14 protein-coding genes and 1 tRNA gene are annotated in these 13,958 nt (G+C 60.3%); 5 read left to right on the forward strand and 10 right to left on the reverse strand.

Annotated features, from left to right (window positions below; translation table 11 throughout):
* Positions 1–3 precede the first annotated feature (3 nt).
* A complete protein-coding gene (gene bioD, locus Thiofri_RS18515) occupies positions 4–720 on the forward strand; it encodes a dethiobiotin synthase (protein WP_009147400.1) in 717 nt (238 codons plus the stop codon).
* An 88-nt stretch (positions 721–808) separates the two neighbouring features.
* Here the strand turns inward: bioD and Thiofri_RS18520 are convergent, their stop codons facing one another.
* The 3 genes from Thiofri_RS18520 to recD2 all read right to left on the reverse strand — a co-directional run bounded on the left by Thiofri_RS18520 (position 809) and on the right by recD2 (position 5,220).
* Positions 809–1,597, reverse strand: a complete 789-nt coding sequence (locus Thiofri_RS18520) for a tellurite resistance TerB family protein (protein WP_009147399.1) — start codon at positions 1,595–1,597, stop codon at positions 809–811.
* 216 nt (positions 1,598–1,813) lie between these two features.
* The gene (gene queA, locus Thiofri_RS18525) at positions 1,814–2,842 is read right to left on the reverse strand and encodes a tRNA preQ1(34) S-adenosylmethionine ribosyltransferase-isomerase QueA (RefSeq protein WP_040855179.1); all 1,029 of its coding nucleotides are present in this window, start codon (positions 2,840–2,842) and stop codon (positions 1,814–1,816) included.
* A gap of 104 nt (positions 2,843–2,946) precedes the next feature.
* Positions 2,947–5,220 carry an SF1B family DNA helicase RecD2 gene (recD2, locus tag Thiofri_RS18530; RefSeq protein WP_040855175.1) on the reverse strand — a complete coding sequence of 758 codons (2,274 nt, stop codon included), beginning with the start codon at positions 5,218–5,220 and terminating at the stop codon, positions 2,947–2,949.
* Positions 5,221–5,454: 234 nt separating this feature from the next.
* Here recD2 and Thiofri_RS18535 point away from each other — a divergent pair.
* The 4 genes from Thiofri_RS18535 (at position 5,455) to Thiofri_RS18550 (ending at position 7,638) form a co-directional block, all read left to right on the forward strand.
* Positions 5,455–5,541 (forward strand) — tRNA-Leu (locus Thiofri_RS18535).
* Positions 5,542–5,664: 123 nt separating this feature from the next.
* A complete protein-coding gene (gene cysC / locus Thiofri_RS18540) occupies positions 5,665–6,330 on the forward strand; it encodes an adenylyl-sulfate kinase (RefSeq protein ID WP_040854652.1) in 666 nt (221 codons plus the stop codon).
* A 54-nt stretch (positions 6,331–6,384) separates the two neighbouring features.
* The gene (locus Thiofri_RS18545) at positions 6,385–6,900 is read left to right on the forward strand and encodes a metallophosphoesterase family protein (RefSeq protein WP_009147395.1); all 516 of its coding nucleotides are present in this window, start codon (positions 6,385–6,387) and stop codon (positions 6,898–6,900) included.
* 426 nt (positions 6,901–7,326) lie between these two features.
* Positions 7,327–7,638: a hypothetical protein gene (locus tag Thiofri_RS18550; RefSeq protein ID WP_009147393.1), complete on the forward strand. Its 312-nt coding sequence runs from the start codon at positions 7,327–7,329 to the stop codon at positions 7,636–7,638.
* A gap of 30 nt (positions 7,639–7,668) precedes the next feature.
* Here Thiofri_RS18550 and Thiofri_RS18555 read toward each other — a convergent pair whose 3' ends face one another.
* From Thiofri_RS18555 to sat, 7 genes are all read right to left on the reverse strand, one after another.
* Positions 7,669–8,091: an HIT family protein gene (locus tag Thiofri_RS18555; protein ID WP_009147392.1), complete on the reverse strand. Its 423-nt coding sequence runs from the start codon at positions 8,089–8,091 to the stop codon at positions 7,669–7,671.
* Positions 8,092–8,215: 124 nt separating this feature from the next.
* Entirely contained in the window at positions 8,216–8,725 is a 510-nt protein-coding gene (locus Thiofri_RS18560; protein WP_009147391.1) for an FKBP-type peptidyl-prolyl cis-trans isomerase, read from the reverse strand.
* Positions 8,726–8,755: 30 nt separating this feature from the next.
* On the reverse strand, positions 8,756–9,106 hold the full coding sequence (locus tag Thiofri_RS18565; protein WP_009147390.1) for a hypothetical protein: 351 nt from the start codon (positions 9,104–9,106) through the stop codon (positions 8,756–8,758).
* Positions 9,107–9,335: 229 nt separating this feature from the next.
* Complete coding sequence (gene aprA / locus Thiofri_RS18570; protein WP_009147389.1) at positions 9,336–11,198, reverse strand: adenylyl-sulfate reductase subunit alpha; 1,863 nt, start codon at positions 11,196–11,198, stop codon at positions 9,336–9,338.
* Positions 11,198–11,680: an adenylyl-sulfate reductase subunit beta gene (aprB, locus tag Thiofri_RS18575; protein WP_009147388.1), complete on the reverse strand. Its 483-nt coding sequence runs from the start codon at positions 11,678–11,680 to the stop codon at positions 11,198–11,200. The genes aprA and aprB overlap by 1 nt, the downstream gene beginning before the upstream one ends.
* A 24-nt stretch (positions 11,681–11,704) precedes the next feature.
* Positions 11,705–12,550, reverse strand: coding sequence for an adenylyl-sulfate reductase (locus Thiofri_RS18580; protein WP_009147387.1), 846 nt, complete (start codon positions 12,548–12,550; stop codon positions 11,705–11,707).
* 128 nt (positions 12,551–12,678) lie between these two features.
* A complete protein-coding gene (sat, locus tag Thiofri_RS18585) occupies positions 12,679–13,866 on the reverse strand; it encodes a sulfate adenylyltransferase (RefSeq protein WP_009147386.1) in 1,188 nt (395 codons plus the stop codon).
* Positions 13,867–13,958: the final 92 nt, after the last annotated feature.

The raw sequence follows: 13,958 nt of genomic DNA on the forward strand, positions 1-13,958 counted from the left end.
TCGATGAGCAGAGGCCTTTTCATCACCGGCACAGACACCGGCGCGGGCAAGACCCTGGTCGCCGCTGGTCTGCTGCGCGCCCTGCAAGCCCAGGGCGCCAGCGCGCTTGGCATGAAGCCGATCGCCTCGGGCTGCCAACAGACCCGAGAGGGCCTGCGCAACGCCGATGCCCTCGCTCTGCTGGCCGCCAGCTCCCAGCCCCTGCCCTACAACCGGGTCAATCCCATCGCGTACGCGCCACCCATCGCGCCGCACCTTGCGGCGGAATCCAGCGGACAGCGGATCGATCCCGACCGCATCCTGTCCGCTTACCGCTGGCTCGGCACCCAGGCCGACTGGGTGGTGGTGGAAGGCGTCGGCGGCTGGCATGTCCCGCTCAGCGAACAGCTGATGGTGCGCGATCTGCCCGCGCTGCTTGGCGACCCCGAGCCCCTGCCCGTGGTGCTGGCGGTTGGTCTGCGGCTCGGTTGTATCAATCACGCTCTGCTAACCGCCGCCGCCATCGCTGCCGACGGCTGCCACCTGGCTGCTTGGGTCGCCACCCAGACCGACCCCGAGATGCTAGCCGTCGAAGCCAATATCGCCGCGCTAAGATCCCGCTTATCGGCTCCCTGCCTTGGATGCATCCCTAATCTGCCAAACCCCACACCCGAGGCCGTCGCGAGCCATTTGGATTGCGCTCCACTGCAAGCGGGATCGGCACCGAGCCAATGCGGGTAATGGCGCAACCCCCCAAGCAGTGCGCCATGCCAGGACCCGGGGGTTGCATCAGCTGCTGATTGTTGCTGAAGGTTCTGGCGACCTTGGCTCAAAGGGCAGCAATCCCCAAAGTCTGGTGGATCGTCTGCACCACGCTTGAATGCAGGCCGGTCTTTTCGGCAAACTGGCGCAGATAGTCGCGCTCCTCATCGGTATCGACCTCGACCGCAAGCAAGGAGGCAGCATAGACCTCGGCGGCAACCTCCTGATTCGGGATCTCCGCCACGAAGGCGTCCAGATTGAGCGGTTTGCTCAGCTCCGTCATCAGCCATGCCTGCTCATCCGAGCCCACGCCCGATTGCTGAGCCTTACCAAGAATGCGCTGGATCTCGTCGCCGCTCACCTCCCCGTCCGATTTGGCGATATTCATCATGCCCTTGATGATCAACTGGGTTTTTTGTTCAACCACCTGCTCCTCGGCAGCAGTTTGCGGCGGCTGCAAACCCAGAGGCAGATTGCCACCGCTGAAAGGCGCTTGCGCATCACCGCCCTGATTGGCATTCATCAGGGCCTTGTAGGCAACGCCTGCGATCATCGCCAGCGCCCCGCCCGACAAAGCGCCTTTGACAGAATCCCCGCCGCCTCCAAACAAAGACCCCAGCACGGCACCAACACCGCCGGCCTGAAGCGGATTATTCGAGGCCCCCGCCAGCGAATTCTTGGCTGCGCCAAGAAGGCTGCCGAGCATTCCACCCTGACTCGCACCCGCCGCGCCACCTCCACTCAGCTGCCCAAAGCTGGATTGCAAGTCCTGCAGCGCATTGCCCATGCGTTGCTGGCCCGATGGGCCAAGGTTGTTTTGAATGACAGATCCTAACAGATCAGCAAAATTCGCCATGTTGGCAGCCTCCGTCGATTAAGTGATGAGAAGTCTCGATTTTCCAGGCAACAGGCTTATGCAGGTTTCTCATGATCAGGGCCTTGGTGAAATCAAAGAATGGCGATGATAACGACCAGTGCGACCCGAAGCGGGTCTTTCAGGATACCAGTCTTTGGGCACGCCCAATCGACCTGGGTTGCCTGCCAACAAGCCGAACCTTCATGCCCGTTGGGTCTATCTTTCTGTCGGTGTCAGAAACATCGCATCCCCATAGCTGAAAAAGCGATACCTCTCAGCGACGGCGTGCCGGTAGGCGGCCAGGATATTCCGGTATCCGGCAAAGGCGGACACCAGCATCAGCAGCGTGGACTCGGGCAGGTGAAAGTTGGTCACCATGGCATCGATGACGCGAAAGCGATAGCCGGGGCGGATGAACAGCCTGCTGTCGCCGCAGAAAGGCTTGAGCTGGCCATCGGCGGCAGCAGTTTCCAGGCTGCGCACGCTGGTGGTGCCGACCGCAACTACCCGTCCGCCTTTGGCTTTGGTGCGGGTAATCGCGTCGACCACTTCGCTGCTGACCTCAAGCCATTCGGCGTGCATTTGATGTTCGTCGAGATTGTCCACCCGCACCGGCTGGAAGGTGCCGGCGCCGACGTGCAACGTTAGCTCGGCAAAGTCGACGCCCATGGCCTCAAGCTGCTTTAGCATCCCGTCATCGAAATGCAGCCCGGCGGTTGGCGCCGCCACGGCACCGGCGCGACTTGCGTAGACCGTCTGATAGCGTTCGAGGTCGCTGGTGTCGTCCGCGCGCTCGATATAGGGCGGCAGCGGCACATGGCCGTGGCGTGCGAGCAGCGTGGTGAGGTCTTCCTGCTCGGCTTGAAGCTGGTAGAAGCTGTCCTGGCGGGCGCTCACAATCAGGGTCTGGCCATCGGCGAGCCGGATGCGCGTGCCGGGCCGTGGTGGTTTGCTAGCGCGCACCTGCGCGATGGCGTCGCGCACGCCGGTCAGGCGCTCGATTAGCACCTCGACCTTGCCGCCGGTTTCCTTTTGCCCATAAAGCCGCGCCGGGATGACGCGAGTGTTGTTGAACACCAGCAGATCGCCGGCACGCAGCAGGCTCGGGAGATCGCCAAAGTGCAGGTCGCGCAGCGCGCCCGTCTGGCCATCGAGCGCCAGCAGACGGCTGGCACCGCGCTCCGGCAGCGGGCGCTGGGCGATCAGCTCGGGCGGGAGGTCGAAATGAAAGTCGGAGCGCTGCAGCGGGCGCTGCCTGGTTTCGGATTCAGTCGCTGGTCGATCCCAAGGCCCGGCGACTACTGGTTGCTCGCCGAACTCGGCATCGGGCTCAATTGCGAGGGGGCTACTCACGATACGCATTCTCCCGATTCGCCAGTTGGGTTGCTTTGCTGGGCAGTGGGTGAAAATTGCACAAATTGGTCTTCTGGGACATCCGGGACTTTAGAAGTGAGGCGCGCGGCAAGGCGCGTCAAGCGCGCCTCCCCGGTCTGCTCAGCGGCCATGCTCAGCGCCTGTGGCTGGGCGATCAGAACCACTAGGCGCTTGCCACGCGTCATGCCGGTGTAGAGCAGGTTGCGCCGTAGCATCATGAAATGCTGGTTCGATAGCGGGATGACCACGGCGGGATACTCCGAGCCTTGCGCTTTATGGACGCTGATGGCATAGGCCAGCGCCAGTTCGTCGAGTTCGCCGAATTCGTAGATCAGCACCCGGCCGTCAAAAGCCACGCGCAGATCGCGTGCGTCGGTGTCGATGCTGAGAATCCGGCCGATATCGCCGTTGAACACCTCTTTATCATAGTTATTGACCGTCTGTATCACCTTGTCCCCCGGAGCAAAGACCCAGCCGAAGCGCTCGACGCGCGGCTCGGCAGCGCCGTTCAGCGCCCGTTGCAGGCTGGCATTGAGCGCGCGGGTGCCAAGATCGCCGCGATTCATCGGCGTGAGCACCTGAATGTCTTGCAGCGGATCGAGCCCGAAGCGCTGCGGGATGCGCTCGGTCACGGTGCGTAGCAGTCGCTCGCCGATCTGCGGAGGCTTTTCGCAACGGATCAGAAAGAAATCTCCGTCCGGCGGCTGGGGCTCGGGCACCTCGGGCAGCTGTCCCGCGTTCACCCAATGCGCATTCAGCACAATGCGCGAGCTTTGGCCCTGACGAAAAATCTCGCGCAGGCGCACCGTGGTGACGGCGCCCGAGGCGATCAGATCGGCCAGCACGGCACCCGGGCCGACTGACGGGAGCTGATCGACATCGCCCACCAGCAAGAGCGCGGCATGATCAGGCAGCGCCTGCACCAGCTTGTGCATCAGACTCACATCCACCATGGAGGCCTCATCGCAGACGACCAGGTCGGTATCCAACGGCTCGCGCGCGTCGTGCTTGAAGCCCTGACGCCGCGGATCGTACTCCAACAAGCGATGAATGGTCTTGGCTTCCTGCCCGGTCGTCTCGGCCAGGCGCTTGGCTGCGCGGCCGGTCGGCGCGCACAGGCGAATGCTGATGCGCTTGGCGCGCAGCATCAGCAGCAGCGCATTGACCACTGTGGTCTTGCCGACACCAGGGCCTCCAGTGATGATACTGACCTTGTTGTCAAGCACCGCAGCAATGGCCGCGCGCTGTGAGGTCGCCAGTATGAGCCCCGCGCGCTGCTCCACCCAGGGCCAGGCTTGATCGACATCCAGGGTTCCCCCCAGAATCCCCCAAGGCAGGCGCCCCTCGCGCAGGCGCCGGATATGGCGGGCCACGCCCAGCTCGGCGCGGTGCAGATGGGTCAGGAACAAAAGCTCGCGCCCAGCAACCGTCTCCTTGATCAGGCGCTCGGCCTCCAGCTCGTTAGCGAGTGCCGCATCGACAGCCACCGCACTGGCCCCCAGCCAGGCCGATGCGCGAGCGGTCAATTCATCGCGCCAGTCGGCACAATGACCGGCTGCGGCGCCCTGCCACAACAGATGCCGCACCCCGGCCTGAATGCGCACCGGCGCATCGCGCGCGATTCCTAAACGATTGGCGAGCTGATCGGCGGTCTGAAAGCCAATGCCGCTGATGTCGAGCGCGAGGCGATAGGGATTCTCTCGCACCCGTTCAATTGCCTGATCGCCATAGGTCTTGTAAATGCGCACCGCGCGCGCCGTGCCAACGCCATGGGATTGCAAGAAGACCACAATGTCGCGCACCCCATGCTGCTCGCGCCAGGCCCTGAGCACCCGCTGCTGGCGCTTGCGCCCGATACCCGGCAGCTCAAGCAGGCGCTCCGGCTGCTGCTCGATCACCTCGAACACCTGCTCGCCGAAAGCCCGCACCAGGGTCTTGGCCAGGTGTGGTCCGATCCCTTCGACCAACCCGGAACTCAGATAGCGCAAAATGCCCGCGCGCGTGCCGGGCGGCTTCAGCCGCAGCTCGTCGGCTTTGAACTGCCGGCCATGGCGCTTGTCCGTTACCCAGCGCCCGCGCGCCTCGACCCACTCGCCGACATTCACCCGCAACGCCTGCCCCACCACCGCCGCCGGCTCCCAATCATCGCGCGTGCGTACCCGCAGCACGCAAAAGCCCGATTCGGGATTGTGAAATCCAATGCTCTCGACGGTGCCGGTCAGCGCAACCGTGTCAGACCGATCGACCATGCCGGACAGCCGTTTCTGATCCTGCTCCAACACTCCGGCCCCTCAACGCCAAATGAATAACGCCAGATTCCAGTGTAACAGCCCCACCCTCCGCCACCCCTTCGCCCCGAAAAGGCCCAACGAACCAACACCAGCCTTCTCCTCCCCCATTGTCTGCCAACGCCGCCTGAGCTATGCTTGTCAGCGCTGATCAAGCAGCATCCCATTCAGAGGATGCCAACAGCCAGGTTCCTTGCCGGGGTGGCGAAACTGGTAGACGCATCAGACTCAAAATCTGACGGTGGCAACACCGTGCCGGTTCGAGTCCGGCTCCCGGTACCAATCTACGAGGGGATGAGTGGCAACTCACCCCTCCTTCCCTTCAATCATCACGGCACGCACAGGCTGCAACAGCTAAGGTGCGCTTTCAATCCCAATCCTAATCGAACCCAATTGATTCCCCACATGAGCAACGACACTAATGTGACCTGGCACGAGCATCGTGTCTCCCGTGAGGATCGCGAGCGCCTGAACGGGCATCGCGGCTGTGTGATCTGGTTTACCGGTCTGAGCGGTTCCGGCAAGAGCACCCTGGCCAATGTGCTCGACCACATGCTAAGCAAGCGCGGCGCTCACACGGCCGTGCTTGATGGCGATAATGTTCGCCACGCCCTAAATGCCGGGACGAACATGCTGCGGGAGACCCACGGCGATGAATTCGCCGAGCGGTTCGGCCTTGGCTTCACGGCAATTGATCGCGAAGAGAACATCCGCCGCATTGGCGCGGTGGCGCAGCTGTTTTGCGAGGTCGGTCTGATTGCGCTAACGGCTTTCATCAGCCCCTATCGCATTGATCGGAACCGGGTCAGAAAGAGCATGCGCGAGGAGGATTTCATTGAGATCTTCGTCGATACGCCACTTTCAGTCTGCGAGGAGCGCGACCCCAAAGGGCTCTACAAGAAGGCGCGCGCTGGAGAAATCAAGCATTTCACCGGGATTGATGATCCCTACGAGGCCCCGGAGTCACCAGAGTTGGTCATTCACGCAGATGGCAAACGCACGCCCGAGGCCTTGGCGGAGGAAGTGATCGATTATCTGGTCCGTCGCGCCATTCTACCGGCGGCCGCATAAAGGTACTGGTTTGCGAGAGCTTGCTGGCGCCAACCGCACTCCGAGCCCAATGCGATGAAAATCTGCATTCTTTCCGACAGCCATGATCGCGGGCCGATGCTGGCAACCGCGATCGCGGAGGCCAAGACGCGCGGTGCCGAGTGCGTGTTGCACTGCGGCGACTTGATCGGCACCAACACCCTGCTGGCATCGCTGAAGCTGGATCTGCCCATCCATGTCATTCACGGCAATAACCTTGGCGATCCGGTTTCTATCTCGCGCTTGGCATGCCGGTCGGACGGGCAACTTCAGTACCATGGCAATGACGCCGACCTGACGCTGCACGGTCGCCGCATCTTCATGACCCACTATCCCCACATCGGCGAGGCGTTCGCCTGCGCCGGAGATTACGACCTGGTCTGTTGCGGACACAGCCATGAGCCAGCAATCCGTTGCCTGGACACCGTCAAGGGTGGTCAGACATGGCTAGTCAATCCGGGCACCGTCGCCGGATTGGGTGCACCGGCAGCCACCTGGATTTTCGCCGATCTGGACAGCATGGACTTTGATCTGCAGGAGCTCGAGCGCTGAAGCGCGGGTTCTGTTCCGTCTCGATCGCCAGTGCTTGACAGTCTGAGCGGCGCGCGATAAGTTCCATGGTCCTTGTCCTGAAATGATTTGATTTGATTGACGCACAGCAAGAAAGGTCACTTATGAGCGATGCACCAAAAACCCGCCCAAAGGTTCCCGACGGCCATAGCCGATTTGTCATGACCCGCCAAAAGCCAGCGAATGAAAAAGGCTATGTTGGCTACGATGTCATCTGGGAACAGTTCCAGAAAGAAGTCCCCTACCAGACCCCCAAACGCCCCTGAAAAAGCGCCCTTAAAATCTCTTTACACCCTCTAAACGGATGTTTTAACGGCACGGGACATTTTGTCCTAAGGGGTATGTTCGCCGCGAGCCGGCGCTGCGCCGGCTCGCAATTGGCCAAAAGACAAAAGGCCCCTCATCGCGATGAAACTGAGGCTGGAAAGCGAGCCATTCGGCGAACATCAGGCGATTTTTATCGCCGAGATTGTCGAACGCATCAAGATCAAGTTGCTCGAAGGTGGCGTGGCGCAGGACAAACTCGAAGACCTCACCGCGAGTATTGCGTTGAGCATCGCCGGCGTAATTGACGATCTCTCCGGCATCGAGGCAGACGGCACAGAGGTCCACCCCTACCTGACGTTCCGCACCGGGGATGATGAGTTGATTCATTGCGGTGAAAACTCATACACCTATGAGCAGGTGTACGGCGCCATGAGGAAGCTTTTCCCCTCATGATAAGTCGTGCGAGAGACACCTTATCCAGCCTTAATCCGGCGCAAGGTTATAGAGCTTCTTGCTCGGAATCACGCCGCGCACGCCGCCTTTGGGATTCTCGACGTCGCCCTGGTAGCGCGGGATCACATGGATATGCAGGTGGTGAATGGACTGACCTGCCCAGTGACCGACGTTGATGCCGATGTTGTAGCCATCGGGATGGAATTTCGCCTCGACAATCTCCTTGCCGCGCGCCACCAGCCCCCAAAGATCAACAAGCTCCTGGTCGTTGATGTCGAAGTAGCTCGCGAAATGCCGAAACGGGATCACCAGAAAATGCCCGGGGCTTGCCGGGTGGCGATCATAGGCAGCAAACCCATACTCGCTCTCGAGCATCAATTCCCTGCCAGGCTTGGAGACGCAAAAGCGGCATTCTTCACCGCCGGCTTGTGCGTTTGAATCTGTATTACTCATGAGTTGCTAATGGTGGCTTGGTAAGAAATGGCCAGTTGTCGGTGATCAGCAGCCCGCAAAGCTTTTGATCATTGGCATGTCATGGTAACAGCGGCGTTGACCAGGCTGCGGCTTGCCGCGACCATCAGATCGGCTTGGTTTCGAGCCCACCGAGGTCCGGTCCGCGTTCGAGCCTGCCTCCAGCAAGGACCTCTTCGTCGGTGGCATCGCGCACGCTCAGGACTTCCAGCTCAAAAATCACTTCCCGCTCGCAAAGCGGATGGTTGCCGTCGATGGTCAGGGTCTCTTCATCCATGCGCGTGACAAGAAAGCTCTTGGCTTCGCCCTTGTCGTTTTCCATCATAATGCGGGTGCCGATTTCCCGATACTCCTCGGGAACATTCTCGATCCGGTCGGTCACGACTAGGGACTCATCTCGGGTGCCATAGAGGTCCGTGCAATCAATGGGCACCGAGATGGTATCGCCCGGCCCCTTTCCCTCCAGTTCCGTCATCACGCGCGAATCCAGCACTTGATTGCTGCCATGCACATAGCCGATCGGGAATTCGACGGTAATCAGAGTCGCGCCGGTCTGTTGATCCACCACCCGGTAGGTCAGCTCGACAAACTTGTTGTGCTGGATGGTCTGTTTCATAGTCTTGAGGAGAAAAAACTCGCAGCTGGATCAGAAAATGGACGCGGCGAAGATTTTCACTTCCCCTTTCTCAAAGCCAAGAACCATGCGCCCAAGCCATTCACCTTCACGCGTCTTGCTGCGCACCCGGTAGAGCGCCGTCACATGCTCCCCGCGACGGATGAGCCCGAGGAAGTCCCGTTCCTCAACCAGATTCCGTGCCAACTCACTGTGCGCGAACTGCTTGCCCACTTCGACCTCGTTTAACCCGAGGAGCAGGTTGTACGAGAAATGCCGGATGAACTTGCCGTATTGGCCCTTGTTCGAGTAATTAATCAGATCGTCCCACATGGGGTGGGCAAACTCGGTGATTTCTTCGTCGGTCAGATCGATAATGTTCATGTCACATCGCCATCAATCGCGCGCCCAAGGCACCTTGCGCTAAGGCATCCAGGAGCAAAACCACAAGGTTAACCCGCGCCTGAAAGACCGACAAGCGCAGTCCAGCTTTTTGCATCTGCCGATCAAGCAGAAGCCTTTCGTTTTGGGCCAGAAAACCATGCCATCTTGGAAAAAAAAAACGGGGCTCCCGGCTTACCCGGGAGCCCCGCCGTTTAAGACACCAGTGAGACTAGGCCTCGACGAGGTGGTAGCAAGGTGCCTTTTCCATGGTGTACTCGCCGGTTTCGGGATCGCGACGAGAGACGGTCAGCACATGCCAGTTCTGGTCGTCCACCTTCATGGCATCGCCACGGTAGTAGTAGCCCGGCCAGCGGGTTTCCTTGCGGAACAATGTGTGCTGCATGACCGCTTCGGAGGTCAGATGGCGATGCTTCAACTCCCAGGCGCGCAGTAGCTCGTGGATGTTTTCCGCAGCGATCTTCTCGAGGTCCTCCTCTAAGACCTTCATCTTCTTCAAGCCGATGTGCAGCAGCTTGTCGTTGGTCATGTAGCTGACGGTCACACCGCCGCAGTACTCGTCCATCAACTTTTGCAGGCGATCCAGGCCCTGACGCGGGTTGATGTAGTTGGGGTTGACCGAACCGGCGGTGATCTCGTTGCGATAGACGCGGTAGTGCTCCATCGGCTTGTAGATCTCTGCGCGACGCTGCTCGATCTGCTCGTCGGAGATGCGAATGCCCTCGGCCTTGCCATCGTCGATGTACTTGCAAGCCGCCTTGGCCGCCAGACGCCCCTCGGTGAAGGAACCGGATGAGAACGCATGCGGGGTGCCGCCAGCGGCGTCACCGGCACCGAACAGGCCCTCGACTGTGGTCATGCGGTTGTAGCCCCAGAAGTACTCGGGCGGGGAAATGTCCTCGGGGCCAGAGCACCAGGCACCGCAACCGGTGGCGTGCGAGCCCATGACATAAGGCTCGGAGGTGGTCAGCTCGGGGTTCTCGTTCTTCGGGTCGACATCGGTGGCCGCCCAAAGAACAGCCTGGCCAACGGTCATGCCGAGGAAGTTGTGCCAGCCGATCTCTTCCAGGTGCGGGTCCTGGAAGGCTTCCATGGTGATCATGTGGATGGGGCCGCGACCGGCATTGACCTCGTTGATCAGTGCGTGGTTGCGCAGACAGGTCGGGATGGGGCGATGGGTGAGGCTCGACGCCTCGGGGTCCAGATATTCCTTGCCGACCATTTCCTGGAGCTGTGGCCACCAGTTGGACTCGTACTCCTCGCCGTTGCAGTTCTGGGTATAGGTCTTCAGGTGCAGGAAGTAAGCACCGACCGGACCATAACCGTCCTTGAAGCGGGCCAGTACGATGCGGTTTTCCATCTGGGTCATCTTGGCGCCGGCGCCGATCAGCAGACCGTAGGCCGAGCCGGACGACCAAGGCGCATACCAGACACGACCGGCACCCTCACCCACCGAACGCGGCTTGTAGATATTGGAAGCACCGCCTGCGGCGACGATCACGGCCTTGGACTTAAAGACGTGATAGTTGCCCGTGCGTACATTGAAGCCTACCGCGCCAGCGACGCGATTGGGCTTGCTCTCATCCATCAGCAGATGGGTGAGGCAGACGCGATTGAACACTTTATCGGCTGATTTCTTCGCGGCCTCGGCGACGATCGGCTTGTAGGACTCGCCGTGAATCATGATCTGCCAGCGGCCTTCGCGCTGGTAGGCGCCGGTCTTGGGGTTGCGCATCAGCGGCAGGCCCCATTCCTCGAACTGATGCACGGTGGAGTCGACGTGGCGGGCCATGTCGAACAGCAGATCCTCGCGCACCATGCCCATCAGGTCGATACGCGCATAGCGCACATGATCTTCGGGGTTGTTCTCGCCAAAGCGGGTGCCCATGTAGCAGTTGATCGCGTACAGACCCTGAGCCACAGCACCTGAGCGATCAATATTGGCCTTTTCGGCCACAACAATTTTCTTATCCTTACCCCAGTAGCGAGACTCGAAAGCCGCGCCCGTGCCACCTAAGCCGGCGCCGGCGACCAGGATGTCAATCCCGTCTTCGATGATTGTCTTGTAAGCCATCAGTAGTACACCCCTGCTTTCAGTTTCAGGCCATTGGACTCAAGCGTGTGCAGACCACCATCATCGAGACGGATGTACTTGGGCTCGTTGAACAGGTGCTGGCTGTCGCGCATCTCCTGGCTAGGTTCGGACTCGTCGGCGAGTTGCGGAATCGCCTGGCCCCAAGGCTTGGTGGTGATGGGCGCGAGCAGGGTCATGTCTTTTTCGCCATTGCGGAAAATGATCCGCCAGGCAATCACGCCTTTCTCCTCGTCACGCTGCACCCGCACCGAGTGACCGAGCGGAGCGAAGTCGGCGTAGCCGCGCACGTCAATGGCGTTGTGCGGACAGGCCTTGACGCAGGAGTAGCACTCCCAGCACATGTTGGGTTCGATGTTGTAGGCACGACGGACAACGGAGTCCATGTGCATGATGTCTGATGGGCAGATATCAACGCACTGGCCGCAACCATCGCAGCGGGTCATATAAACAAAAGTTGGCATCTTTTCGTCCTCTTCGTGACTTGCTCAGTAGTGGCTCGGCGCTTCGCGCTTAATTCCCAGGCCCATGTACTCAGGCTTATCACCCATGTACTCGGGGATGTCCGGGAAGCGTTCCTTGACGACCGGGTCAGTCAACTCGGGCACTTCAGGCAGTTTGTCGAGCGAACCATCGGCCTTGGCCACTTTCTTTTGGAAGGCCGCTGCGGGCTTGAAAAACATGTGCGCAAACTTCGACCAAAGTACGGTGCTAAACAGCGTGGTGGCCGCAGCGATGAAGATGAAAAATGCCAGGCCGCCCAGCATGCTGCCCTGGAAGATCGACCACGCGAGGGCACCAGCGGCCATCAGAAACAGAGAGACGACAAACAGATCCGATAAATGCACGTCGTACCACTCATGGCCCTCGGAGCGGACATCAGCACGGATTTTGAACCAGAACCAGTAAGCGCCAACGCAGACTGAGGCGGCGCTCAGGTGCCACAACAAGCCGGTGATGAAAGAAGCTTTCTCGCCTTCGGCCAGCGGCAGGCTGAAAATCATTGATGCAGTGGTGAGCACAAAGAAGATGAAACCGTACATCATCATCAGGTGGGACTTGCGCCGGTCCGGGTTCTCAAACTCGCCAGAAGCCAGCACTTCGTTGGCCAGGGTGCCAACCGCGAGGCTCATCTTCTCGCCACTGCTGACTTCGCGCTTGGCCAGCTTCTTCAGCGCCCGACCTTTCTCGAAGAAATACTCCGCGCTCCTTTTGTGCTTGATGTCGAGTATGACGCCACCGATAACCAGAAGGACCATGAGGACGACATAGGCCTTCATCGCACCGGGCGTGATGAGAGCTGGAAGCTCGGCGAAGGGATTGCTACTAATCATGTTTGTGGGTCTCCGTTAGCTGCATGCGGTTGCCGCAACATTATTTTATTACGAAATAACGAAATGCCTATCGACCGAGATCAACTAAATGACTCGCGGGAGTTGGCGTGGGTCAAATCGACGGCAGTTCAGGCCAGCGACTGATAGTAGTCCATCAGAATCTGGGCCACCTCAGGGCGCGAGAACTCCGGCGGCGGCGCCTCGCCCTTGCCCAGCATCTCGCGCACCCGGGTGCCGGACAGCAGGATGAAGTCCTCCTTGCTGTGATCCGGGGCGTCACGCATCATCACCACGCGGTTGAGCTTCTTGGAGTAGGCGGTGTGATCGGCGCGGAAAATATCGATGGCCAGCGCGCCGGCTGGCACTTCCTCATCGAAAATGCTCTGGGCATCGAAGGGACCGTAGTAATCACCAACGCCAGCATGGTCGCGCCCGATAATGAAATGGGTCGCGCCCATGTTCTGGCGGAAATAGGCATGCAGCACCGCCTCGCGCGGGCCGGCGTAGAGCATGTCGAAGCCGTAACCAGTGATCATCACAGTGTTGGCCGGGAAGTACAGCTCCGCCATCTTGCGAATGGAGGCATCACGCACCGGCGCCGGAATATCACCGGGCTTGAGCTTGCCGAGCAGCATGTGAATCACCACGCCGTCAGCCTTGACCGCTTCCATCGCCATCTTGCACAGCTCCTCGTGGGCGCGATGCATCGGATTGCGGGTCTGGAAGGCGACGACCTTCTCCCAGCCATGCTCCTGGATCTCGTTGCGAATCTCGACCGCAGTGCGGAAGGTATCCGGGAAATCGCTCTGGAAGTAAGAGAAATTCAGCACCCGGATGGCCCCGGAAACCGCCAAGCGACCCTGGTTGTTGAAGGTCTTCACCCCCGGATGCTCGGGATCAGCAGTGCGATAGACCTTATCGGTCATGAGCGCCATCTGGGCGTCCGAAACCTCTTCGATCGCGGCAACGTCCATAATCGCCAGGACGGGGTTACCCTGGACATTGGGATCACGGAGCGCGATGCGGTCTGCTCCGGCAATACCCTCGGTCGTTTCGAGCAGACAGATGATGGGCACAGGGAAGAAACGCCCATCGGTCATGGTCATGGTCTCGGCGACACTCAGAGCATCGGCCAGGTTCATAAAGCCCTCAAGCGGGCTAAAGTAACCAGCGCCCAGCATCACCGCATTGCCGGCAGTCTGGGAACTCACGATCACCGAGGGCAGCGACTCGGCCTCAAGGGCGAGGCGGTGGTGCTCGTCGGGGTCATAGACAAAACGCGGCTTAAGTTCATCGGAGCCGATGGGTTTGATCATGCATGGCCTCCCGGGGCGATGGGGTTGGAAACGCCAACCGGCGGGTCGCCTGCGTCCGCACTGACGAACGCCCGAAAACCCAGGTTCAGCGC

Source organism: Thiorhodovibrio frisius (genome assembly GCF_033954835.1).
Classification (GTDB): domain Bacteria; phylum Pseudomonadota; class Gammaproteobacteria; order Chromatiales; family Chromatiaceae; genus Thiorhodovibrio; species Thiorhodovibrio frisius.